Genomic DNA, 23,206 nt, shown 5'->3' on the forward strand with positions numbered 1-23,206 from the left:
TCACTCCCGCCCGCTTATCCGAACACGGTTAGGAGAGGAAGGGCAAGAGTGCGGATGATCCGCTGACACCCCTCAGAGGTAGAGCTCCCCGTGCATCGGGGCCGGGCGGGCCATCGCCTCCCCGTAGGCCTCGGAGAGCCGGTCCACGACCTCTTCGAGCACCTCCGGCGGCTGGGTGTAGGCCAGGCGCACATAGCGCTCCAGCGTCCCCTCCGTGCCGAAGACCGGCCCCGCCGCCGGGTGGACCCCGTGCCGCAGCGCGGCCTCGCACAGCGCCCCCGCGATCGGCTGGGGCAGCGCCACCCAGAGCACCAGGCCCCCGCTGGGCGTGGTGAACCGCCAGCCCGGGAGGCGCTCGCGCAGCAGGCCCACAAGGGCGTCGCGTCCGCGCCGCAGCCCGGTGCTGCGCTCGGCCCGGATGCGGGTCACGTCGGCCAGCAGGCGGGTGACGATCAGCTGGTCCAGCAGCGGGCTGCTGATGTCCACCCGCTGCCGCGCCGCCATCAGGCGCTCCACCATGGGCGGCGTGGTGCGCACCCACCCCACCCGCAGGCCGCCCCACAGCAGCTTGGAGACCGAGCCGACGCTGAACACCCGGCCGTCGGTGTCGTAGGCCGCCATGGGGGCGGGCTGGTCGCCGGAGTCGATGGCCAGCTCGGCCACGGTCTCGTCGACGATGACCGAGGTGCCCGCGCGCTTGGCCTCGCGCACCACGGCGGCGCGCTCGTCGTCGTCCATCAGGGCGCCGGTGGGGTTCTGGAAGTCGGGGATGAGGTAGGCGGCCTTGGGGCGCCACTGGCGGAAGGCGTCGGCGGCCGATTCCATGTCCCAGCCGTCGGAGGTGACGCCGAGGGTGCGGATGCGGGCCTCGGCGCGGCGGGCGCACTCCAGGGCGTGCGGGTAGGTCGGCGACTCCACCAGCACCGTGTCGCCGGGTTCGAGCAGCAGGTCCATCAGCAGGGACACGCCGTGCTGGGCGCCGTTGGTCACGAAGATCTGGTCGGGCGTGGTCGGCAGGCCGCGCTCGACGTAGCGGCGGGCGACGGCGTGCCGCAGCTCGGGCAGGCCGCGCGGGGTGTAGCCGAGCTTGCCCAGGTGGGCGGGGAGCTGTTCCACGGCCCGGCGGGCCGCCTCCTGCAGCCCCTCGACCGCGGGCGAGGCGGCCACGCCCAGGTCGATGTGCTCGGCCTGGGGGACGAACGGGGACGCGGCCGCGGTGCCGGAGTCGGGCAGGACCGTCCAGCTCCCGGCGCCCTGGCGGCTGTCCAGGTACCCGTTCTCGCGCAGCCAGGCGTAGGCGGCCGTGACGGTGTTGCGGCTGACCCCGAGCGCGGTCGCCAGGTCCCGCTCGGCCGGCAGCCGCGTGTGGGTGGGCACCCGGCCGTCCAGGATGAGGCCGCCGATGGCCCTGCCCACCGCCAGGTAGTAGGGCCGCCCCTGCGCCCCGTCGCCGACCAGGCGGGCCAATAGCCGTCCATTGATCCGGCGGTCACCGGCCACGACCGGTCCACTTTCTCGAATTGGCACTCAACATGCGACACATCATGGTGCCAATATTACGCACATGCCCCGTTCCCTTCAGCCCCGCCGTTTCCCCGCCGCATCCCGCGTCGCCTCCCTCGCCGCCCGCCTCGTCCCCGCGCCCCGGCCGCGCCGCCTGGCCCAGCTCCTGGTCGGACTGCACCTGTACGGGATCGGCGGCGCCCTGCTGCTCGCCGCCGACCTGGGCGCCATGCCGTGGGACGTGCTCCACCAGGGCCTGGCCGAGCGCACGGGCCTGACCGTGGGAACGTGGAGCGTCATCGTGGGCGCGCTGCTGATGCTGCTGTGGATCCCGCTGCGCCAGCGCCCCGGCCCGGGCACGGTGAGCAACGTCGTGCTCGTGGGACTGTCGGTCGACCTGACCCTGCTGTGGCTGCCCGACCCGCACACCCTGCCGCTGCGCATCGCCTACCTGGCGGCGGGGACCGTCGTCACGGGCGCGGCGACCGGCTGCTACATCGGCGCCCGGCTGGGTCCGGGCCCACGCGACGGCCTGATGACCGGGCTGGCCGAGCGCGGCCTGTCCATCCGGGCGGCGCGCACCGCGATCGAGGTCGCCGTGGTCGCGGCCGGGATGCTGCTGGGCGGAACGGCCGGGGTGGGCACGCTGGTCTTCGCCCTGGCGATCGGCCCGCTCGCCCAGGTGTGCATCCCCCGCATGCAAGTGCCCGAACGGAAATGACCCCGATCCATTGCGATCGACGGCTCCCGGGACGCCGTCGGCGCCGGTACGCTGTTCCGGACGGACGGTGACGGAGCGAATCGTCGGTCCATCCCCCCATGCCCTCCTCTGCCCGGCGGTCCGTGCACGGGCACGGAGGCGTCGCGCACAGGCGTCGCGGGAAGACCGATGGATACCCGTCCCCGGCACCGGCGGGCAGGTGGGCCCAGCCGCCGCGACCCGGCGGAGGGCACGAGGTGACCGAGGCACGGTCAGGCGCCCCCGACCACCCTCGGAGTCGGATACGGTACGTCCGCGCACGATGTGATCTTCATTACACACCAGGGGGTGAGCCGCGTGTCCGGCTGGATCGAGGACTATGCGCTGATCGGCGACATGCAGACGGCCGCGCTCGTGGGCCGCGACGGCTCCGTGGACTGGCTGTGCCTCCCCCACTTCGACTCCACCGCCTGCTTCAGCGCGCTGCTCGGCGACGAGCAGAACGGCAACTGGTGGATCCGGCCCGCCGACGGCCCCACCACCTCCACCTCTCGCCGGTACCGCCCCGAGACCCTCATCCTGGAGACCGAGTGGACCACCGATGAGGGCACGGTCCGGGTCATCGACTTCATGCCGCCCCGCGGCGGCGCCCCCCACCTGGTGCGCATCGTCGAGGGCGTCAGCGGAACCGTGCGCATGTCCACCGCCCTGAGGCTGCGCTTCGACTACGGCAACGTGGTCCCCTGGATGCGCCGCAGCGGCGGCGAGCTGGCCGCCGTCGCCGGGCCCGACTCGGTCTGGATCAGCACCACCGTCCCCCTCGACGGGCACAACTTCGCCCACGACGCCGAGTTCACCGTCACCGCCGGGCAGCGGGTGCCGTTCGTGATGACCTGGCACCCCTCGCACGTGGAGGAGTCCGAGCACCTCGACGCCGAGAAGTCGCTCTCGCGCACCGAGCGGTTCTGGCGCAACTGGGTCGCCAAGTGCAGCTACGACGGCCTCTACCGGGAGGCCGTGGTGCGCTCGCTGATCACCCTCAAGGCGCTCACCTTCGCCCCCACCGGCGGCATCGTCGCCGCCCCCACCACCTCGCTGCCCGAGGAGATCGGCGGCGTGCGCAACTGGGACTACCGGTACTGCTGGCTGCGGGACGCCACCATCACCCTGGAGGCGCTCATCCGCAGCGGCTACACCGAGGAGGCCGACGCCTGGCGCGAATGGCTCGTGCGCGCTGTGGCCGGCGAGCCGCAGCAGATGCAGATCATGTACGGCGTGCGCGGCGAGCGGCGGCTGCCCGAGTGGGAGGCCGACTGGCTGCCCGGCTACGAGGACTCGCGCCCGGTGCGCATCGGCAACGCCGCCGTGCACCAGTACCAGCTCGACGTCTACGGCGAGGTCATGGACGTGCTGGACCTGGGGCGCCGTTCCGGGCTGCCCCGCGAGGAGCACGTGTGGGGCATACAGCGCTCCCTGGTGAACTTCCTGGAGTGGTGCTGGCAGGAGCCCGACGAGGGGCTGTGGGAGGTGCGCGGCCCGCGCCAGCACTTCGTGCACTCCAAGGTGATGGCCTGGGTGGCCGCCGACCGCGCGGTGCGCACCGTCGAGGAGTTCGGCATGGCGGGCCCCATCGAGCGCTGGCGCGCGCTGCGCGACACCATCCACGCCGAGGTGTGCGAGTACGGCTTCGACGCCGACCGCAACACCTTCACCCAGTACTACGGCAGCAAGGAGCTGGACGCCGCGCTGCTGCTCATCCCCGAGGTGGGCTTCCTGCCCTACGACGACCCGCGCGTGGTGGGCACCATCGAGGCCATCCGCGACGACCTGATGGTCGACGGGTTCGTCATGCGCTACCGCACCGACCGTGCCGGAACCGCCGACAAGCTCCCCGGCGACGAGGGCGCGTTCCTGGCGTGCAGCTTCTGGATGGCCAACGCGCTGCTGCGCATCGGGCGCGAGGGCGACGCCCGGGAGCTGTTCGAGCGCCTGCTCTCGCTCCGCAACGATGTGGGGCTCCTGGCCGAGGAGTGGGACTCCAAGGCCGGGCGGCAGGTCGGGAACTTCCCCCAGGCCTTCAGCCACGTGCCGATGGTGACCACCGCGCTCAACCTGTCCAAGCACGACGGGCTGCGCCGCTGCAAGTAGGCGTCCGGCGGCGGGCCGCCCGCCGGACGCCCGTGACCCCCGCTTGGCCCCGCGCCGGGGTAGGCGTTGGGCCCACGCGGGTAGTGCGTCCCCATGCTCGACGTGTCGGTCCAGGGCTGGCAGCAGCTCCTCGCGCTGCTCACGGCCCTGGTTCTGTGCTCCCTCATCGGTCTTGAGCGCCAGCTCCAGCACAAGAGCGCCGGGTTGCGCACCCACACCCTGGTCGGCGTCGGCGCCGCGCTGTTCATGCTGGTGAGCAAGTGGGGCTTCGGCGACGTGCTGGAGCTGGACGGGGTGACGCTGGACCCGTCGCGGCTGGCCGCGCAGATCGTGTCCGGCATCGGCTTCATCGGCGCCGGCCTGATCTTCGTCCGACGGGACGTGGTGCGCGGCCTGACCACCGCGGCCACCGTGTGGGTGGCCGCGGCCGTGGGCACCGCCGCCGGGGCGGGGCTGTGGCTGCTGGCGGCGGCGGTCACCGCCATGCACTTCCTGGTCGCCTACGTCTACCCGTACCTGACCCGGCGCATCGCCCGGTCGGGCCCGGACACCGCCGTCTTCGAGATCGAGTACCGGGACCGGCAGGGGGTGCTGCGGGAGATCCTCTCCGAGGCGACCTCGCGCGGGTTCGACGTGCGGGACGTGCGCACCCGGCGCAGCGACGGCGGCGCCGCCATCGAGCTGGCCCTGACCGTGGTCGGGCGGGCCGAGCCGCCCGCGCTGGCGGCGGCCCTGGCCGCCCTGGACGGAGTGCTGTCGGTGCACACCGCCGACCCGGACGACGTGGAGGGCTGACCCGGCCCGTCCCCTCCGGCGTCCTCAGGTGAGCTTCGGGTCGCCCCACACGGCGGCGGCACCGCCGCAGTCGCCGGACCACTCGACCGTCAGGCGCAGCCGCAGCACCCCGGACACGTCCGCGGTCAGCTCGGCGGGCTCGCCGGGGCCCGCGGTGGCCGATGCGAGCCGCTGCCCGTCCCCGGTCACGGTGAACACCGCCGGAGCCCCGGACGCACCGTCGGCGACGCCCACCGTCGCGGCCAACGCGGAGGAGCCGCGGCCCAGGTTGTACTCGGCCACCGACGTCCCGCAGGAGCCCGACACGAGCAGGGACTCCTTGTAGCGCACGTCGTCCAGGTCGGCGGAGCCGGGGCTGAAGGCCGAGGCGGGGAGGATGGTCGACCGGCCCGAGAGGGGGTCGCCGGGCCGGGAGTTGACCTTGTCCTCCTCGTCGTCCCCGCCGTCCTCGCCGTCGTCGGCCGAGGGCGAGGCCGAGGTGGACGCCGATGCCGACGGCTTCGGGGAGGGGTCGTCCTTACCGGACCGCGCGTCCTCCTCCCGCTCGTCGCCGCCGGCCCGGTGGTCGCCGCCCTCCTGCGCTTCGGCGCCGCGCATGCGGTCGAAGAGCATCCAACCGGCGGTGTCCGGGCCCGCCATCAAGAGCAGGACCAGGGCCGCGGCGCCCGCGATGAGGGCCGCGCGCTTTCCCGCGCCGCTCTTCCCGGCACTCTGCGCACCGGCACGCCCCTCGGCGGCGTGCCGTTCGGGGACGGCGCCTCCGGAGGCCGCCTTCGCCTGGCGCCTGGGGCGGCGGGCGTCCCTGCCGCGCGGGCGGCCTCCTGCCCGCCTCTCGTCGGGCACCGTGGGGTCGGTGCGGGGATCGGCGGCGGGCGCCGCAGGGGCGTAGGCGGCGGCGCCCCCGCCCGAGGTCAGCGCGCGCAGCCCCCGCACCCACTCCGCGGCGGAGGGCCGGTCCTCAGGTTCGGCGGAGAACATCGCCAGCGCGCGCTCGACGGCGGACGGGTCGGCCCCCGCGAGCATGGGCAGGCCGCGGAACGCCTCCCGCATCTGCTCAGGGGCCGGGTAGGGGTCCTGCCCTGTGAGCGCGAAGTACACGATGGCGCCGAAGGCATAGCGGTCGGTTGCCGCGGAGTACTCCCCGATGAACACCTCGGGGGCCGCGTAGCCGGGCGTGAACCAGGGCGTGCGGGTGACGTGGCGCGCCGAGATGCGGCTCAGCCCGAAGTCGACCAGGGTGATGGACCCGTCGCCGCCGAACATGAGGTTGCCGGGCGACAGGTCGCCGTGCACGACCGGGCGCCCCGACGGGGTCGCGCGGCCCGAGTGCAGGTGGTCGATGGTCTCGCCGACGCCCTCCAGGCTGGCCAGCAGCGCGGCGGCGGCCTGTGGGCCGTCGACGGCGTGCTCGGCGCGCCAGTCCCGCAAGGGGACGCCGTCGACGTAGTTCATCACCAGGTACAGGGACCGGTCGGCGGGATCGGCGGCCCCGGGCGGGTGCTCACGGGCACCCTCGAAGTTCTCCCGGATGCCGACGACGCCGGGGTGGTTGATGAAGCGCAGCAGCTCCGCCTGCTCGCCCCAGCGCGCGCTGAGGTCGCTGAACTGCCGCTCGTCGGCGGCGATCTCGGCGTGCAGGGCCTTGACGATCACGGGCTCGGTGTGTCCGGCCAGGACCACCTCGGCCAAGTGCAGGGTTCCCTCCCCGCCCCTGCCGACCTGGCGGACCAGGCGGTACTTGTCCGGCTGGTGGTCGGGGCCGACGAACAGGTCGGTACTCACGGGTGCGCCTACCGGGGTCGGGATCGTGCGGGGTCGGGGCCGGGCCCGCGCTCCCGCGGCGTGGCCATCGCGGGGAGGGGAACGGGCGGCACCGCACAAGGGTAGGGGCACCAGGGTCGGCGGTGGCAATCGGGGCCGACCGGATCCGCCGCGTCGGCAGGGGGACCCACGCGCGGACTCCGCACCGGACCCCTCATACACCGCCCCCACCTGCAGCGATGCCGGGGACTGCGGACGCGCAGGCATCTGCCATACGCCGTTCAAAATGCGGATCACACTCGTTGGGGACGGAGTGTCACAGTGGCGCTTCACGGTTCCGGGCACGACCGGGCGGGAGGTACGGGCATGCGGGCGAGGACCGAGCACGACGGCCGGGAGCGCCGCACGGAGCGCACGGGCCGCTGGCTGGCCGTGGTGGAGGAGTCCCAGGGGCGGGGCGGGCGGGTCCTGCCGGAGACCCTGGAGTGGACCTACGAGGACCGTGACGAGGCCCAGGCGGCGGCACTGGAGCTGGCGCGGACGCACACGATGCCGGGGCCGCTGTCGCCCCAGGGGCGGATCATCACCCGGGACGGGGACGACTGCTACCGGGTGTACGTACAGGGCAGGACGAGCGTCTTCCACTTCACGGTGCGGGTGCTGCAGGTGGCCCAGATCCGGGCCCGGTGAGGGGTTGGTAAGGGGTCGGCGCACAGGCCGGACGGACGCGGCTCTTACAGGTCGCGCGGATCAGGCGGGCGGACCGCTACGGGCCCAAACCCGCGAACCCGCCGACACGCTGCGGCCGGGGCCGCCCCGTGGGCGGCCCCGGCCGCCGTGTCCGTCGTACCGGTCCGCGCCGCAGCGAGCGGTCGGCGTCACCGCGGCTCGGTGTCGACCTCTCCGGGGGAGGCGTCGAGGATCTGGGACTGCAGGTCGGTGGTGAACGGGTCGACCGACGAGCCGTTGATGTAGACCGCGGGCACCCCGGCCAGTGCGTCCGTTCCCGTGTACCGCGCCATCGCCGCATCGGTCGCCGTCAGAAGCGCGTCCACGGCACTGCCGCTGGGCGCGCCGCCGCCGTTCACCTCGGCGTCGGCCGCCGCCACCTCCTCGTCGATGCGGGTGGCGAACTCCGGATCGTCGATGCCCACCTGCTCGCCCAGGGACGTCAGCTCCTCGGCGCTGAACCCCTCCTCCCCTTCGGCGGGCTGGGCGTCGAACAGCCGGTCCTGGTACTCCAGGTAGTAGCCGTACTCGGCGGCGACGATCGCCGCCGCGCCGCCGCGCAGCGAGTTCTCCGCCATCGTCCCGCCCTGGGTGGCGAAGATGCTGACGGGCCGGTAGTGCACGGTCGCCTCACCGGAGGAGCCCATGTCATCCAGCAGGCTCCCGCTCTCGGTGTGGAACTCCTTGCAGGGCGGGCACTGGAAGTCCATGTACACCTCGACGACGGGCGCCCCGGTGCCGCCGGGCTCGGCGAGCACGACGCTGCCGTCGTCCTGCTGGACCTGCAGCCCGTCGGCGGAGACCGCCGACCCGTCCCCGCCGGAGCCGCCGAAGCCGCCGCGCAGGAAGAGGACGACGCCGGCCACGGCCACCAGGACGAGCACCAGGCCGCCCGCGACCAGGCCGATGACCAGCCCGGTCTTGGACTTCTTCGGCGGCGCCCCGCCCGGCATCGGCTGGCCCGGGTGCCCTGGATGCCCTGGGTAGCCCTGCGGCGGGTACGGCGGCTGCGGCCCGCCGGGACCGTACGGCGCACCGGGTGCACCGGGCCCTCCCGGCGGCCCGGCAGGCGGCCCCTGAGGGGCGCCGGGCGGGGGCCCAGGGGGCGCGCCGGGGCCGCCCGGAGGCGGAGGCCCGGCAGGACCGGGTCCCCCGGGCGGAGGGCCGACGGGCTGCCCGCCCTGTGGGCCGGGCTGCCCCGGCGGAGGCCCATAGCCCGAGGGCTGGGGGCCAGAGGGCTGCTGCCCGGGGTCCTGCTGCCCGGGAGGTGGCCCAGGAGGACCCCCCGGTCCGGGCGGTCCAGGCGGTCCGCCCGCGCCGGGCGCCGGGGGACCCGCCGGTGCGCCGGGAGGGGGAGGACCACCCGGTCCGGGGCCGTGTTGCGGAGGCTGGGGGTTCCGGTCGCCGTCGGGCTGCTGGTTCACGCGCTGCTCGCAATGCTCCGGGGTCGCGGGGATGCGGCCCCATCAGGGCCGCCGGGCCACGATAACCGTTCCGACAGAGGTGTTCGCGCGCGATGTGAGGGTTCCCCGCCCTCCGGGGTCTCACCGGCGGCACAGGGGCGGAGACCGCGCATCTGAGTCAGACCCGAACGGGCCCGGCCCCGTTCCCCGGAACGGCGGCCGGGTCCGGTCCCTTCTCCGCTCCCCACCGGATCGGCGAATCCGTCCGATTCGGTCCCTGGGCGTCGCTAGGTTTGTCCGCATGGGACGACCGCTGAACGAGATCATGGACAAGGGCTGGGCCGAAGCCCTGGAGCCGGTTGCCGGGAAGATCGAGGAGATGGGCGCCTTCCTGCGCCAGGAGGTCGCCGAGGAGCGCACCTACCTCCCGGCCGGCGAGAACGTGCTGCGCGCCTTCCAGCAGCCGTTCGACGATGTGCGGGTGCTGATCGTGGGGCAGGACCCCTATCCCACCCCCGGGCACGCGATCGGGCTGAGCTTCGCGGTGGCGCCCGACGTCAAGCTCCCCGGCAGCCTGCGCAACATCTTCCAGGAGTACTGCGACGACCTCGGGCTGCCCAAACCCTCCAACGGCGACCTCACGCCGTGGACCAAGCAGGGGGTGCTGCTGCTGAACAGGGCGCTGACGGTGATGCCGGGCAAGCCCGCCTCGCACCGGGGCAAGGGCTGGGAGGAGGTCACCGACCAGGCCATCCGCGCCCTGGCGGCGCGCGACACGCCCATGGTGGCGATCCTGTGGGGCCGCGACGCGCGCAACCTGCGCCCGCTGATGCCGGACGTCCCGTGCGTGGAGTCGACGCACCCGAGCCCCATGTCGGCCAAGAACGGCTTCTTCGGCTCGCGCCCGTTCAGCCGGGCCAACGCGCTGCTGCAGGAGCGCGGCGGCGAGCCCGTCGACTGGCGCCTGCCCTAGGTCCTGGCTGGAGTCCGGCGGCGCCTCGCCGAGCCGCGGCCCCCGATGATCTCGGGAGAAACGACGCTACGAGCGCGGTTTTAGCGTCGTTTCTCCCGAGATCAACAACGGAGGGGCCTCAGGGCTCCCGGCCGTAGACCTCCGGGATCTCCTCGTCGCTGAGCTCGATGCAGAACTCGTTGCCCTCGGGGTCGGCCATCAGCCAGAAGCCGCCCCCGTTGTCGCGGCGGAAGTCCTCCAGCACCGTCGCCCCGAGGCCGACGAGGCGCTGCTTCTCGTCCTCGCGCCGGATGCCGCGCGGCCCCAGGTCCAGGTGCACACGGTTCTTGACGGCCTTGCCCTCGGGCACCTGCAGGAACAGCAGTTCGGGGCGCCCGTCCGCGGCGACCACCTCCGCCTCGTCCCCGCCGGGGGCGTTCTCGGGACCGAGCTCCCCGCCGACCACCTCGGCCCAGAACCGGGCGAGCGTGTACGGGTCGGCACAGTCGAAGGTGACGGCGCGAATGTAGGACGGCATGCGGCCTCCAGGTCGGTCCGGTCCCCCGCCGCGCCCGGCCCCGGCGCCCTCCCTGCCCCGGCGGCCGGACCCCCTGCGACTGGGGGCTTTCCGTGGCATGCTCGCATCGCGGACTGACAGGATGAAAGCCGTTTTCCGCGCACGGAGCACACAGACGGGACGCACCCGTCGCCCCCCGGACGAGGAGAGGCCGCCCCCCACATGGCGAAGAGGCAGTTGAGCTACGCGGACGCGCTGAAGGTCCTCGGCAAGGACGAGCCCGCACTCCTGGACTTCGCGGAGAAGCTGGTCGACGGCGGGCTGGGCGCGCTGGGCGTCCCGGACCTGTTCGGGGTGCGCAGCGAGCTGGTGAAGAAGGGGCGCGAGGCGATCCGGCCGCTGCGCGAGAAGATCACCGGCGTCAGCCGGATGACCCGCATGGAGCGCATCGAGGCGGCGCTGAAGATCATCGCGGTGGAGGCCTTGTTCACCGCTGTCGACGAGGTGCTGGACGGCCCCGACAGCCCGCTCGCCATGAAGGACCTGCGACTCACTCGCGAAGCACAGCTGGAGATCGCCGACGGCGTGCGCCCTCTGGACGGGGACGTGCTGCGGATCGAGGACGGGGTCCTGGCGGTGTCCGAGGAGAACGCCTCGCTGATGGCCTACGGCCTGCACCGGCGGATCATCCGGGACCTCCGGGAGCACGTGGAGCGGACCGAGGCGTTCGAGCGCCTGGACGAGGCGGGGCGCGAGGCCGTTCGCGCGCGCCTGAACGTCGATGAGGTCGTGCCCAAGACCGCCGCGAACTACGCCGACAGCCTCCTGGGGCTGGCCGCCGACGTCCCCGAGGTGCGCATCTGGGCGCAGATGCAGGCCCAGAGGCGCACCGACGCGGGCATGGAACGGGTGGAGACCGGCCTGGCCGCACTGCGCGGCATCCTGGAGCAGGTCTCCTCCGGGACGGCCCCGGGACGGCGGCGCGAGGAGCTGGCCACGCTCAACCGGGCGGTGCTCGACCGGCCCATCCTGCGCACGGCCACCTCGGGCACCGGGGTGCCCACCTCCGCCGAGGCCTACCTCTCTCCCCGCGGGCGGTTCACACGCACCATCGTCGGGGCGAACCTCGCCTCGGAGGCATGGTGGCAGGAGCACGCCACCGCCCACGAGGACGTCCAGCTCGTCATCGCCGGGCTGCTGACGCGCCCGACGGCCCTGCGCTACCCCATCACCGTCCTCGGCCACCCGGGGGCGGGAAAGTCCATGCTCACCGAGATGATCGCGGCCCAGCTGCCGCCGTCGGACTTCATGGCGGTCCGTGTGGAGCTGCGCGGTGTGCGGGCGAACGCGCCGATCTACGACCAGATCGACGACGGCCTGCGCGCGTCCCTGCACACCGGGACGTCCTGGCGCGAGCTGGCCGACGACGCCGAGGGCGCGCTGCCGGTCGTGATCCTCGACGGTTTCGACGAGCTGCTGCAGGCCACCGGCGTGGACCGGTCGGACTACCTGGAGCAGGTGCAGGAGTTCCAGCGGCGGCAGGAGGCGATGGGGCGGCCGGTGGCGGTCATCGTCACCAGTAGGACCGTGGTCGCCGGGCGGATGCGGTTCCCGGAGAACTGCCCGGTGCTCAAGCTGGAGCCGTTCAGCACCGCGCAGGTCGAGCGGATGCTGGAGGTCTGGAACGACGCCCAGGAGGAGTCTCTCGCCGCCCGCGGCCTGTCCCCGACTCCGTTGGAGTCGGTGCTCGCCTACCGGGAACTGGCCGAGCAGCCGCTGCTGTTGATGATGCTGCTCATCTACGACTCGGACGGCAACGCGCTCCAGGGCAAGGAGGGCGCGCTGTCGCGCTCGGCCCTGTACGAGGAATTGCTCCGGATGTTCGCCGACCGGGAGATCGACAAGCACCGTTCCAACCTCACCGAGGACGAGGCCGAGCAGGCCGTGGAGGGTGAGCTGCGCCGTCTGGAGGTCGTGGCGCTGGCGATGTTCACCCGGCACCGCCAGACGATCACCTCGGAGGAGCTGGACAAGGACCTGGAGACGCTGTTCCCGGAGGCCGGCGTCCGGCCCGAGGAGGCCGACCTCCACGGGGCGCTGAGCGACGCGGACCAGGTGCTGGGGCGGTTCTTCTTCGTGCACGAATCGCGTGCGGAGGCGAAGGACCGGACGGCGAGCGTGTACGAGTTCCTGCACGCGACGTTCGGCGAGTACCTGGTGGCGCGGTACGCGGTCGCCGTGCTGGAGGGGCTGGTCGAGGACCGGCGGGAGGAGCGCAAGCGCTCCCGGCGGCGGCGGAACACGCGGCCCCTGGACTACGGGGAGCTGTACGCCATCACCTCCTATGCGGCGTTCACGTCGCGGGCGGCGGTCGTGGAGTTCCTGGACGACCTTCTGGAGCGGCGCTTCGCCGAGGAGCCGGATGAGCGCTCGGACTACATCGACCTGCTGTTGGCGCTCTTCCACGAGGCGCCGTACGCCCGTCCGTCCCAGGAGTTCGAGGGGTACGAGCCCTGGCGCGCGACGGTCATGTACCGGCAGGCCGCCTACTCGGCGAACCTCGTGGTGCTGCTGGCGTGCTGTGGGGAGACGCTGGACCTGGCGGAACTGTTCCCGGACGAGGACCGGATGGCGTGGCACGGATGGCGGCGGCAGGCGACGTTCTGGCGCGGGCTCATGGACGAGGAATGGCACGGGTTCGTGGACACGATCCGCATCCGGCACTCAGGCGGCCTGAGGCGCGAGACGACGACCACCCTTGAGCGTGAGCGCGGCGAGCCGGTGGTGGTCGGGGAATGCCTCGGTTTCGAGGTGAGCCCTGAGGGGCCGGGGGACCTCGACATCATCAATCCCTACGAGATCACCGTCCCCTTCGACGGGGTGACGTCAAAACTCCTGCGCGGCACGGCCGTTCGCACGAACGGGACGGCGGCCCGGATGATGCTGATGATGACGCCGCTCCTGCGCAACGTGAACGAAGAGGCCCTGATCTGGTACGCGGACCCGGACGAGCCGACACGGACATGGAGCGAGACCCACGACATCCTGCGCCTGCGCACCGAGCCCTTGTACGCGGATATCGCCGGGCGCCTCAGGGCCTACAAGCGACTCCTAAACACGCCCAGTCTCGGCCGCATCGAACTTCTGACCCTAAGACAGGCAGCCGATGATATCGAAACATGGAATGACAACCCGACTCTACGAGATCTTCATCTAGAATATTTTACGGAGATGCTACCTTCCATTATCCGTCTCTATTTGTTGGACCTCCAGACAGTCGTCATTGCACCGAGACTAGCACCTAAAGAGCTTGCCCCGGTCTTCAACAGGCTCGAATCATACCTGGGTCAAGAATTCGGTACAATCTTCCAGAGAATCATCGATATAGCCAAGGAAAACGAAGCCTACACAGAAGACCTCACCGAGCAACATAGCCATTCGAAGGAATGGAAACAGGGAGAAACGGTCCGGTTCAGCAGCAGGTTCCCCGAGAGCACGAGGTCCTATTCGGGATTGAACCCCAACTCCGGAGCCTGGTAAGACCAGACGCCCCCGAGGCCGCCGCAGGGGCGCCGTCCGGCTCACGCAACCGGAACGGCTCCCCGGGCATCTAAGGGGACATGGACTCCACACTCCCCCGTGTCCGCACCGGTGTCCCTCTCCCCACCGCCGCCTCCCGGCGCGCCACATCTCCCCTGCCCGGACCGAGACGCCGCCCCCTGCTCCTTCCGCACACACCCCATGCACGCCGGGCCGCGACCGCCACGGCCCTGTGCGGAGCGGTGTTCGCGACGCTCCCGGCCGCGCCCGCGCTGGCCGCCGATGAGCGCTCCATCGCCTCCCTGGATGTGGACGTGCGTGTCGGCCGGGACGCGACCGTCCGTATCACCGAACGCATGACTTACGAGTTCGGCGACGACGGCACCCCCGTCCGCCGCCTCCTGCCGCACAACGGCAGCATCGCCGGGTCCCGGGAGATCGGCCTGGGGCTGCGGGACGTGGAGGTGGTCGACACCGACGGCGTGCGGGCCGTCGAGGTGGACGAGCGGGACAACGTGACCGAGGTCGTCATCGGTGACGCGGACGAGCCCTTCAGCGGCACGCGCACCTTCGCCGTCGCCTACACCTACGAGACCCTGATGGTGCGCGGGGAGGGCGACCACCCCCGCATGTTCCTGAACACGGTGGGCAGCGATTGGTCCCTGCCCGTGCGCGATGTGAGCGTCGACGTGGACCTGCCCGCGGAGCCGGACGGCATCGACTGCTACGCGGGCGACCTCGGGAGCAGGTCGCCCTGCACGTCCGCCGACACCGGCGGCAGGCGCGCGACCTTCACCCACGACGAGGTCGGGCCGGGGCAGGCGATGAGCGTCGATGTCGTCCTGCCGCAGGGCGCCGTCGACCCCGAGCTGCCCACCACGGACGAGGCCGAGGCCCCACTGACGGACATGTGGCCGATCACCGCGTTCGGCCTGGGGGTGGTCGGGCTGGTGCTCGCTTACATCATCTTCGGCGACCGCTCCCCTGTCCGCAGGTTCGGCAGCGGCGGCGGAGCGGGCGGGGGCCATTACGGCGGCGGCTTCGGCGGTGGAGGAGGAGACGGCTGGAGCGGAGGGGACGGCGCGGGCGACGGAGGCGGTGGCGGCGGCGGGGACTGATCTCTCCCGCGCACCGGCGCCCCGGGGCCCAGCGCCCCGCCGTGCCGCTACCGGTGCTGGCCTCCGCCCGCCCAGGCCGGGTCCGGCACCGTCCCGAACGCGGCCCGTCAGCCCTGCGGCTGCGTCCCGTCCGCCCCCTGTGCACCGTCAGCGCCCGCCATCTTCGCGTTGATCTTGGTGGGGCGTCCGATCTCGTCGAACTCGACGGTGGCCCCGAAGGTCGGCCCCGCCAGGTCGAGCCGGGAGCCCGACGGGTCGAACTCGGCCTGCAGCCCGCGTCGCACCCCGTAGGAGTACAGCGCCCGGCGCCGGTCGTTCAGCGGCAGACCGGACAGGCCCTCCTGGATGGTCCGCATGACCCGTGGGCCCTCCGGCGCCGGGAGGGTGAACGCGGGGTGCTCGATCATGAAGGAGGCGTGCGTGCCCGAGCCGACCTCGGCGGTGTAGGAGGTCCAGCGGCCCGCGACGGCCTTGGCCGCGTCGGTCATCAGGGCGGCGACCACGCGCGGGTGGTCGGGCGCGCCCGGAAGGGCGCCGAAGGGCACCTCCGCCTCGGCGAGCTCGGGGATGCCGTGCTCGCGCCCGAAGTCGCGCACGGCGGCGGTGAGGGCGGTGATCTCCTCGGGGTAGCCCGACGGGTTGGCCCACGCCCACATCCAGGAGCCGGGGCCGGGGGCGGCGCTGCCGAGCAGGTGCACGCCGGTGCAGGTCAGTTCGTGCTCACCGGTGAAATGGAAGCGCTGGGCCTCCAGGTCCGCCTGCCAGTTGTGCTGGCCGCCGACGACCTCTTCCAGGTGGAGCTGGTGCTCGAGCGACAGGAAGGCGGCGTCGTCGATGAGGTCGGAGAAGGAAGGAGAGGAAGTATTCGACACGCCGCGCACACTAGGCGGCGCCACTGACAGCGTCGAATCGGACACACGCCCCGTGCCCGACACAGACTCGGCCTTCCCGCACACACGCCGCCCTCTAGGGGAGAATGCCCGCCTGGGCCCCCGCCCTTTGGGCCGTCGAAGCCCCGCCGAAACCGTAGCCCCGACGAATCCGAGAGGCGGTCATCCATGGACGCCACCGACCTGCGACACCTGCGCCGCTGCGTGGACCTTGCCGAAGAGGCCCTGGACGCCGGAGACGAACCGTTCGGGTCGGTCCTGGTCTCCGGCGACGGTGTCGTCCTGGCCGAGGACCGCAACCGCATCGCCGACGGAGACAGCACCCGCCACCCCGAGTTCGCCCTCGCGCGCTGGGCCGCCGAGAAGATGCGCCCCGAGGACCGCCCGGCCGCGACCGTCTACACCTCGGGCGAGCACTGCCCGATGTGCTCGGCCGCGCACGCCTGGGTGGGACTGGGGCGGATCGTGTACGCCGCCTCCAGCGAACAGCTCACGGAGTGGCTCGCGGACCTCGGCCTTCCGAAGCCTCCGGTCCGCCCGCTGCCGATCCGGGAGGTGGCCCCCGGAGTGGCCGTGGACGGCCCGTCCCCGGACCTGTCGGAGCGCGTACACCGGCTGCACCTGCGGTACCGCGGCCGAGTATGAGCGGAGTGCGGTCGGCGGCGTCGGCGCCCCCCGGTCCGGTCGCGAGAGGGCCCGGCGGCGCCGGGCCCAGTACAGCATGGCCGCGAAGGTGCGCATGCCGTCGTCCATGCCCTCCGGTCGGCCGCCGTGATCCCCTCGGCCAGGTGCGAGAGCGGGCGACCGCTCATCAAGACCCCAGTAGGTCCAGATGGAAGCCGACGATAATGAGCAAGAAAGCGAGCCATCGGGCAAGATACGCATGCCTCCCAATCTCGAGAACCTTTCCGAGCAGAGAAAAAACAGCCAGCACCACCCTCCCGAAGGTCACAATGGACACAAAAACAGCAATCAAGGCCAACGGGGCAAGAATAAAAAAGATCACAAAAATCGGAGTCTCCCAAAGAGGGGTCGGAGAAAGAAGATCGTACACCTCAAATGCAGGCACCATGATTATCAAAAGAATCAACATAGGGCTCACATACAAGGCCACCCCAAGGCAAGTCCCAAGAAATGATTGAATTCGCCCTGAGACCTCGCTCGGGCTTTCCTCAAAGAATGTATCTACCCAATACCCGCCGACCTGGCGGGCTTCCCTGATCTTGTCCGACTGCCTGAGCATCCGCTCGGGGCCGATAAGGTCGATTACGACAACCGCACCACCAAGGAACTGCAGGCACTTCCCAATCCTGGCCCACCACAGCACAGGTAAGCCGTACATGGTCGAGCCCTCTAACCTCTGACCGTTCCACCAAAGGCCAACGGCTTCCCAGAAGCCAACGTCCTGTACCACGACAACAGCCACCTCCGCAGTAGGTGGCCGAACCTTATCGCACTGTTTAACGGACGAAAACCGCCCGGCCTTAATCCCCAACTACGCGCACCCCTTCGGTGGGCCTCGCCGCCATGCACGGGCAGTTCACGCCTAACGGGACTTGGAACCGTTCTACAGCCGCCGACGTTTCACCTCCCCTGGACTCGGGAGAGTCGCTGCGTCCGGAGCCGCTGCTTCTCGAATCGTCGCGGACCGCCGGGGGAACCCGGGCGAACCGCGGCGCCATAGTCCACATCTCCTCCTCGTCGCGACCCGCCGAAGGCGGTCATGGCCGCCGAATGTCCCCCTCCAACGGACACCGGCGTCGACGTGTCCTCCGCCACACGCCCCGCGTCCGGGTTGAAGTTGACACCTGTGTCACCTCCTAGCGTCCGCGTATGTACATTGCAGACGTGAGGATCGGAGAGCTGTCGGACCGGACCGGAGCCAGCCCCCGGTCGTTGCGGTACTACGAGCAGCAGGGGCTCATCGAGTCCCACCGCAGCGGCAACGGGTGGCGGGGGTACGACGAGGAGGCCGTGCGGCGGGTGCGCAACATCCGCATGCTCCTGGACTCGGGGCTGACCGTCGCCGACCTGCTCCCCCTCGCCCCCTGCCTCGGCCTGGACCTGGACCCCGAGCACTGCCACCGCGCCCTGGAGATCTACCGGCGGCGCCTGGGCGAGCTGGACCGGCGCATCTCCGACCTCAACGGCCACCGCGACCGGCTGGTGCGGCGCCTCGGCGGAGCCTGACCCCGCCGTCCCGCTCCGGCCGCCCGCGGGGCCGCGACCGGAGGGACAGGGACCCGACCGTGCACACCCGACCGCCCTTGTGGCTGTTCATCCTGGCCGCCGTGCTCTTCACGACGGCCACCGACGAGTTCATCATCGCCGGGGTCCTCCCGGCGATCGCCGCCGACCTGGAGGTGGGCGTCGGCGCCGCGGGCCAGCTCGTGACGGCCTTCGCCGTCGCCTACGCGGTCGGCGCCCCCACCGTGGCCGTGGCCGCCGACCGGCTGCCGCGCCGGACGGTGATGGTCGGCGGGCTGGCGCTGTTCGCCGCCGCCAACCTCGCCGCGGCCGCCGCGCCCGGCTTCTGGGCGCTGATGGCGGCCCGGGTGGCGGCCGCCCTGTGCGCGGCCGCCGTGACCGGTGCCGCGTTCGCCACCGCGGCGGGCGCCGCACCCGAAGGGCGGCAGGGCCGGTACCTGGCGACCACCACGGCGGGCATGACGGCCGCCCTGATCGGCGGCGTGCCGCTGGGCGCCTGGCTGGCGGGGGCGGCGGACTGGCGCGCGACCTTCGTCTTCGTGGCCGTCGTCGCGGCGGCGGCCGCCATCGGCCTGCGGGCCACGGCTCCGTCCGTGGCCGGAAGCGCCCCCGCTCCCCTGCGCGACCGGCTCCGTCCACTGACGACGCCGGGGGTTCTGCGGTATGTGGGGGCGACCTTCCTCGCCGCGTCGGGCGGGCTGATGTTCTACAGCTACCTCTCGGTGTTCGCCGCCGAGACGGCGTCCGGCGCCTATGCGGTGCTGACGGGGCTGTTGTTCACCGTCGGCGTGGCGGGAATGGCGGGCGCCGTGCTGAGCGGCCGTTGGGCGGACACGTTCGGCCCCCAGCGCGCGCTGGCGGGAGTGCTCGGCGGCCACGCGGCGGCGTTCGCCCTGCTGGCCCTGTTCGCCTGGGCGGGGTGGGGAGGCGCGTTCCTGCTGTTCCCGCTCGTGGCGGTGTGGGGGCTGTTCGCCTGGGCGCTGACGCCGCCGATGCAGGGCAGCGTCATCGCCGCTGCCGGGCCGGAGCACGGGATGACGGCGATGTCGATGAACATCGCGGCGTTGTACCTCGGGACGGGCGCCGGTGGCGCCCTCGGGGGCGCGGTCGTCGAGGCGGCGGACGCGTCGTGGGTTCCGGCCGCTTCGGCGGTGCTCCTGCTGGGCTCGTTCGCCCTGGCGCTCGGACCGGCGGTGGCCGCCGCCCGCGCCGCCAAGGCACCGGAGGCCGACGAGACCAGTGGCGCCGGGGCGGCCACGGGCGGCCCCCCGGCCACGAACGCCCGCACGTCCTGAGCCATGGCCGGTGCTGACGGCCGACGGCGGACCGACCCTTCCAGGGCCGGTCCGCCGGTCGTCTTCAACCGCTCCTCATCCGCGCCTCATACGAGTCATGCGGGCCGTTTCACGTGAGCCCCCGATCACGTAAGCCCCCGACCCGACGCCCTCGCCGACGTCCCTTACAGCCGGGGCCTTCAAACGGTCGGCGATCCGCGGTCGGCGCGCCCCGGCCAGGAGTCCCGCTGACGGACCGGTCCGCCGTCGGGACCCCCGGATCGGCGCCTTGACCATCGCACCTGCCCTACCGGACGGACACGACTCCGGTTCAGGGGACGTGCCTCCTGAACCGGACCCGGGCGGAACCGCTTCCCGGCCTCAGGAGCCCGCGCCCCCGGCCGCCCAGGGCCCCGTGCCGTAGACGAAGCCGTAGTCGGTGAACACGTCGGGGTCGCCCTGCTCGAAGGCGGTGCCGACCACCACGGCGCCGCCCCCGGGGACGGCGTCCAGCGCTCCCGTGGACAGGTCGTACTTCTCGTCCGACAGCGGCTGCCCGGTCGTGGTGCCGTCGGCGGCGATGTGCACCATGGTCGGGTTCCATCCGTCCTTCACGACCCACAGTCCGCCGTCGCCGTCGTCGGCCACCTTGTCGTAGGTGCCGGACTCCTCGCCCTTCTCGACCGACCACGACTCGCCGTCGAAGCGGGCCAGGAGCGGCCGGTAGTGGTTCTCGTCGTCGCCGTCCTTCCAGAACACGTGGCCCACCGCCACGACGTCGTCGGCGGAGCGGGCCAGGACGTCGGTGAAGACCGCGTCGGACTCGCCCGGAGGAAGCTCTACGCCGGGCACCTCCATGGGCTGCCAGCGCTCCCCGTCCCAGCGGTCGACGGCGGCCGTTCGGTCCCGGATCCCGGCCGCGAACACCGCGTCCGGCCCGGCTGCCGAGACCGCCTGGAAGACCGACGGCGCGGGGTAGTCCCTCCAGATGTCGCCGTCGAAGAACACGGCGCGGTCGTAGCCGTCCACGGGGCGGGAGAGCATCCATGCGGTGCCGTCGCCGACCGCCGCCAGGCCGGTGGGGGCCAGGGCGGGGTCGATCTGCGGGGCGGTCCAGGATTCGCCGTCGTAGTGCAGCACCACGGCGTCGCCCTCGGGGGTGCCCCCGGCCGCCCACACCTCGTCCTCGGCGGAGGCGTCGGCGGTGTCCGGCTCGACGGTCCACCCCTCGGGGAGGGTTTCGCGCGTCCACGTGTCCCCGTCCCAACGGTGGATCCAGGTGGCGCCGGCGTTCTGCGCACTGTCGTCGCCGAAGGCCCACACCGCGTCGGGGCCTGCGGCGGCGACGGCGGTGAACGAGCCGCCGTCCTCGGGCGACCCGTGCACCTGCCTCCAGGGGGCCTGGTCGGCGAAGGCGGGGCCCGCCGGGGCGGCGGCGAGGGCCGCGGCCGCGGCGACCGCGGACACGGCGGCGGCCGGGGTCGCCGCGGTGCGCCGCACCGTTCCGCATCGGGATGTCGTACGCGCCATTCTTCACTCTCCGTCCATTGGTGCGATACGAATCATTACGTATGACGCGCCCCACACGGCACACGTTGGCGGCGTGGGCGGAGAATCGGCCGATTCCTCAGAACTTTCCCGCCGCGGACACCCGTTCCGGTAGCGGCCGTCGGCGTGCCCTCAGCGGAGTCCGATGCGCCGCCGCACGCGCGCGTGGAAGTCGGCCGCCGTGTTCCCCCTGGGGTAGGGGGTGTCGGGGACCGGTACGCCGAGGAAGGCGCACAGCGGGACCCACCCCTCCTCGGCGCGGAACACCAGGAGCCGGTCGCCGGGGACCTCGGCGGCCACCCGGGCCCGGTGCCGGGCCAGCACGCCGAGCGCGTGCGCACGGTCCTCGAACCGGCCGCCGAAGGTGCGCTCCCAGATGAGCTCCTCGGCGAAGTCCGCGACCCGCCCGGCGTCCCCGTCCAGGCGGCGGCGCCTGCCGTCCTCGTCGTACCGGCTCAGGTAGAGGGTGCGGTACGCGCTCTCGTACCAGGCGTCGGGGTCGCGGTCGGTCAGGACGACCTTGGCGCGGGGGAAGGCCCGCACGAGCCCGCCCACGAAGGCGCAGGCGGGCCAGCCGACGGCCGCCCCGTACCCGGCGACGGCGCGGGCCGCCGACTCGCGCCCCTCCGCCGCGTCGCGCCAGGCGGCCAGGCGCTCGGGCCAGTCGTACAGCTCCTTCATGTGGTGGACGGGGCCGAAGCCGAGCAGCTCCAGGGCGGTGCGCAGGGACAGGGTGCCGGTCCGCCCGAACCCGGCCCCGATCACCGCGACCATCGCGCCCCTCGCGGGTGCTCCTTGAACACGCGGGCGCGCACCCCGACCGGTTGGAGGGCCAGGGCGGGGCGGGGGCGCACGTCCTCGGGGCCGACCGGCTCGAAGCGCACCTGCGAGCGCAGCGCGATGGCGACCTCCTCGACCTCGCTCAGGGCCATCGAGGCGCCCAGGCAGCCGCGCGCCCCGGCGCCGAAGGGGAAGTAGGCGTAGCGGTGGACGGGCCCGGCCCCGTCCAGCCACCGCTCGGGGCGGAAGCGGTCGGGCTCGGGGAACCAGCGCCCGTCGCGCTGGGTCACCCACTGGCTGAGGCCGATGACCGTCCCGGCGGGCAGGAGGTACCCGCCGAACTCGACGGGCCGGGCCGCCTCCCTGCTGATGACCCACGCGGGCGGGTAGAGGCGCAGGGCCTCCTTGGCGCAGGCGGCGGCGTAGCCGTCGGCGCCCGCGGCCCGCGCGGAGGCGGCGAGCGCCCCGTCGGCCTCGGGGGCGGTCCCCAGGCAGTGCACCAGCCAGGTGAGCGCGTCGGCGGTGGTCTCGTAGCCGGACATGAGCAGGGTGGCCAGCTCGTCCCGGATCTCGGGGAAGGGGGCGCGGGGGCGCTCCTCGACGAGGCGGCCCAGGGCGGTGGCGCCGCCGTCGGGGCGGTGGCCGTCGATCAGCCGCCGCAGGGACGCGTCGAGGGCGCGCACGGCGCGGCGGAGGGAGAGGTTGACGGGGGTGGGCACCCACGTCGGCAGGCGGACGGGGCTGGAGGTCAGGCGCATGACGGCGGCCACGGCGTCGGCGAGCGCGTCGGCCTCGCCGCCCAGCGGGCGTCCGGCGATGTGCACGGCGCCGATGCGCATGGCCAGCCGGGACATCTCCTTGTGGACGTCGATGGTGCGGCCCTCGGCCCAGGAGCCGACGGTGCGGGCGACCGCGTCGTGGGCGTGGCTCCTCAGCCCGGCCAGGCGTTCGCTGCGGAAGGCGGGCTGCAGGCGGCGGCGCTTGCGGGCCCAGTCCTCGCCTTCGCTGTTCATCATGGCCAGCGGGAAGCCGGTGCCGCCGCGGCGGCGCTCGCCGGGGCGCACCTTGACCAGGTTCCGGTCGCGGTCGACGAGGGCGCGGCCGACGTCGTCGGGGTGGACGAGCAGGACGTTGCCGGAGGTGAGGGCGACGACGTCGCCGTGGTCGCGGGCGGCCCGGGTGAGGAAGCCGAGGGGGTCGACGGCGAAGTCGGCCGCGTTGGCCGCGCCGCGGCCTCCGGAGGGGCCGGGCGGCCGGCGGCCGCGCGGGGGCGGCGACGGCCGGGCCTGGGTCATCCCACCTCCTGCTGCGGGGCTGCCGGGAGCGGTCGCGGCACGCGG

19 protein-coding genes are annotated in these 23,206 nt (G+C 72.9%); 10 read left to right on the forward strand and 9 right to left on the reverse strand.

Annotation, left to right across the window (positions count from 1 at the left end; genetic code table 11):
* Positions 1 to 72: 72 nt before the first annotated feature.
* Positions 73 to 1,500 (reverse strand): MocR-like transcription factor YczR, encoded by a 1,428-nt coding sequence (gene yczR / locus O4U47_RS23700; protein WP_270680163.1) that lies wholly within the window; start codon positions 1,498 to 1,500, stop codon positions 73 to 75.
* A 64-nt stretch (positions 1,501 to 1,564) separates the two neighbouring features.
* Here yczR and yczE point away from each other — a divergent pair, with 64 nt between their 5' ends.
* The 3 genes from yczE (at position 1,565) to O4U47_RS23715 (ending at position 5,146) form a co-directional block, all read left to right on the forward strand.
* A complete protein-coding gene (gene yczE, locus O4U47_RS23705; protein WP_270680164.1) occupies positions 1,565 to 2,224 on the forward strand; it encodes a membrane protein YczE in 660 nt (219 codons plus the stop codon).
* Between the two features lie 336 nt (positions 2,225 to 2,560).
* Complete coding sequence (locus tag O4U47_RS23710; protein WP_270680186.1) at positions 2,561 to 4,351, forward strand: glycoside hydrolase family 15 protein; 1,791 nt, start codon at positions 2,561 to 2,563, stop codon at positions 4,349 to 4,351.
* A gap of 93 nt (positions 4,352 to 4,444) precedes the next feature.
* Positions 4,445 to 5,146, forward strand: coding sequence for an MgtC/SapB family protein (locus tag O4U47_RS23715; RefSeq protein ID WP_270680165.1), 702 nt, complete (start codon positions 4,445 to 4,447; stop codon positions 5,144 to 5,146).
* 24 nt (positions 5,147 to 5,170) lie between these two features.
* On the opposite strand, the gene O4U47_RS23720 is transcribed toward O4U47_RS23715, so the two are convergent.
* Positions 5,171 to 6,928 (reverse strand): protein kinase domain-containing protein, encoded by a 1,758-nt coding sequence (locus tag O4U47_RS23720; protein WP_270680166.1) that lies wholly within the window; start codon positions 6,926 to 6,928, stop codon positions 5,171 to 5,173.
* Between the two features lie 345 nt (positions 6,929 to 7,273).
* Between O4U47_RS23720 and O4U47_RS23725 the strand changes: the two genes are divergently transcribed.
* Positions 7,274 to 7,597, forward strand: a complete 324-nt coding sequence (locus O4U47_RS23725) for a hypothetical protein (RefSeq protein WP_270680167.1) — start codon at positions 7,274 to 7,276, stop codon at positions 7,595 to 7,597.
* A gap of 188 nt (positions 7,598 to 7,785) precedes the next feature.
* Here the strand turns inward: O4U47_RS23725 and O4U47_RS23730 are convergent, their stop codons facing one another.
* Positions 7,786 to 8,589, reverse strand: a complete 804-nt coding sequence (locus tag O4U47_RS23730) for a DsbA family protein (protein ID WP_270680168.1) — start codon at positions 8,587 to 8,589, stop codon at positions 7,786 to 7,788.
* A gap of 751 nt (positions 8,590 to 9,340) precedes the next feature.
* Between O4U47_RS23730 and O4U47_RS23735 the strand changes: the two genes are divergently transcribed.
* Positions 9,341 to 10,012: a uracil-DNA glycosylase gene (locus O4U47_RS23735; protein WP_270680169.1), complete on the forward strand. Its 672-nt coding sequence runs from the start codon at positions 9,341 to 9,343 to the stop codon at positions 10,010 to 10,012.
* Between the two features lie 118 nt (positions 10,013 to 10,130).
* Here the strand turns inward: O4U47_RS23735 and O4U47_RS23740 are convergent, their stop codons facing one another.
* Complete coding sequence (locus tag O4U47_RS23740) at positions 10,131 to 10,529, reverse strand: VOC family protein (protein ID WP_270680170.1); 399 nt, start codon at positions 10,527 to 10,529, stop codon at positions 10,131 to 10,133.
* 201 nt (positions 10,530 to 10,730) lie between these two features.
* Here O4U47_RS23740 and O4U47_RS23745 point away from each other — a divergent pair, with 201 nt between their 5' ends.
* Together O4U47_RS23745 and O4U47_RS23750 are read left to right on the forward strand one after the other, a co-directional pair.
* Complete coding sequence (locus tag O4U47_RS23745; RefSeq protein ID WP_270680171.1) at positions 10,731 to 14,048, forward strand: NACHT domain-containing protein; 3,318 nt, start codon at positions 10,731 to 10,733, stop codon at positions 14,046 to 14,048.
* A 242-nt stretch (positions 14,049 to 14,290) separates the two neighbouring features.
* A complete protein-coding gene (locus O4U47_RS23750; protein ID WP_270680172.1) occupies positions 14,291 to 15,166 on the forward strand; it encodes a DUF2207 domain-containing protein in 876 nt (291 codons plus the stop codon).
* A gap of 107 nt (positions 15,167 to 15,273) precedes the next feature.
* Here the strand turns inward: O4U47_RS23750 and O4U47_RS23755 are convergent, their stop codons facing one another.
* Complete coding sequence (locus tag O4U47_RS23755; RefSeq protein WP_270680173.1) at positions 15,274 to 16,038, reverse strand: DUF6882 domain-containing protein; 765 nt, start codon at positions 16,036 to 16,038, stop codon at positions 15,274 to 15,276.
* 186 nt (positions 16,039 to 16,224) lie between these two features.
* On the opposite strand from O4U47_RS23755, the gene O4U47_RS23760 reads away from it, so the two are divergent.
* Positions 16,225 to 16,701, forward strand: coding sequence for a nucleoside deaminase (locus tag O4U47_RS23760; RefSeq protein ID WP_270680174.1), 477 nt, complete (start codon positions 16,225 to 16,227; stop codon positions 16,699 to 16,701).
* Between the two features lie 166 nt (positions 16,702 to 16,867).
* Here O4U47_RS23760 and O4U47_RS23765 read toward each other — a convergent pair whose 3' ends face one another.
* A complete protein-coding gene (locus O4U47_RS23765; RefSeq protein WP_270680175.1) occupies positions 16,868 to 17,482 on the reverse strand; it encodes a hypothetical protein in 615 nt (204 codons plus the stop codon).
* Positions 17,483 to 17,904: 422 nt separating this feature from the next.
* Between O4U47_RS23765 and O4U47_RS23770 the strand changes: the two genes are divergently transcribed.
* A complete protein-coding gene (locus O4U47_RS23770) occupies positions 17,905 to 18,246 on the forward strand; it encodes a MerR family transcriptional regulator (RefSeq protein ID WP_270680176.1) in 342 nt (113 codons plus the stop codon).
* A gap of 59 nt (positions 18,247 to 18,305) precedes the next feature.
* Positions 18,306 to 19,559 (forward strand): MFS transporter, encoded by a 1,254-nt coding sequence (locus tag O4U47_RS23775; protein WP_270680177.1) that lies wholly within the window; start codon positions 18,306 to 18,308, stop codon positions 19,557 to 19,559.
* Between the two features lie 360 nt (positions 19,560 to 19,919).
* On the opposite strand, the gene O4U47_RS23780 is transcribed toward O4U47_RS23775, so the two are convergent.
* From O4U47_RS23780 to O4U47_RS23790, 3 genes are all read right to left on the reverse strand, one after another.
* On the reverse strand, positions 19,920 to 21,068 hold the full coding sequence (locus O4U47_RS23780) for a hypothetical protein (RefSeq protein WP_270680178.1): 1,149 nt from the start codon (positions 21,066 to 21,068) through the stop codon (positions 19,920 to 19,922).
* 150 nt (positions 21,069 to 21,218) lie between these two features.
* Positions 21,219 to 21,860, reverse strand: coding sequence for a sulfotransferase family protein (locus O4U47_RS23785; protein WP_270680179.1), 642 nt, complete (start codon positions 21,858 to 21,860; stop codon positions 21,219 to 21,221).
* Complete coding sequence (locus tag O4U47_RS23790) at positions 21,848 to 23,161, reverse strand: cytochrome P450 (protein ID WP_270680180.1); 1,314 nt, start codon at positions 23,159 to 23,161, stop codon at positions 21,848 to 21,850. Before O4U47_RS23790 ends, O4U47_RS23785 begins: the two co-directional genes overlap by 13 nt.
* Positions 23,162 to 23,206 lie beyond the last annotated feature (45 nt).

The organism is Nocardiopsis suaedae (assembly GCF_027706745.1).
In the GTDB taxonomy this organism is placed as follows: Bacteria; Actinomycetota; Actinomycetes; order Streptosporangiales; family Streptosporangiaceae; genus Nocardiopsis_A; species Nocardiopsis_A suaedae.

Coding starts and splice junctions, on each gene's coding strand:
- yczE (WP_270680164.1), top strand. CDS start 1,565: ATGCCCCGTTCCCTTCAGCCCCGCCGTTTCCCCGCCGCATCCCGCGTC.
- O4U47_RS23715 (WP_270680165.1), top strand. CDS start 4,445: ATGCTCGACGTGTCGGTCCAGGGCTGGCAGCAGCTCCTCGCGCTGCTC.
- O4U47_RS23725 (WP_270680167.1), top strand. CDS start 7,274: ATGCGGGCGAGGACCGAGCACGACGGCCGGGAGCGCCGCACGGAGCGC.
- O4U47_RS23730 (WP_270680168.1), bottom strand. CDS start 8,589: ATGCCGGGCGGGGCGCCGCCGAAGAAGTCCAAGACCGGGCTGGTCATC.
- O4U47_RS23735 (WP_270680169.1), top strand. CDS start 9,341: ATGGGACGACCGCTGAACGAGATCATGGACAAGGGCTGGGCCGAAGCC.
- O4U47_RS23740 (WP_270680170.1), bottom strand. CDS start 10,529: ATGCCGTCCTACATTCGCGCCGTCACCTTCGACTGTGCCGACCCGTAC.
- O4U47_RS23745 (WP_270680171.1), top strand. CDS start 10,731: ATGGCGAAGAGGCAGTTGAGCTACGCGGACGCGCTGAAGGTCCTCGGC.
- O4U47_RS23760 (WP_270680174.1), top strand. CDS start 16,225: ATGGACGCCACCGACCTGCGACACCTGCGCCGCTGCGTGGACCTTGCC.
- O4U47_RS23780 (WP_270680178.1), bottom strand. CDS start 21,068: ATGGCGCGTACGACATCCCGATGCGGAACGGTGCGGCGCACCGCGGCG.
- O4U47_RS23785 (WP_270680179.1), bottom strand. CDS start 21,860: ATGGTCGCGGTGATCGGGGCCGGGTTCGGGCGGACCGGCACCCTGTCC.
- O4U47_RS23790 (WP_270680180.1), bottom strand. CDS start 23,161: ATGACCCAGGCCCGGCCGTCGCCGCCCCCGCGCGGCCGCCGGCCGCCC.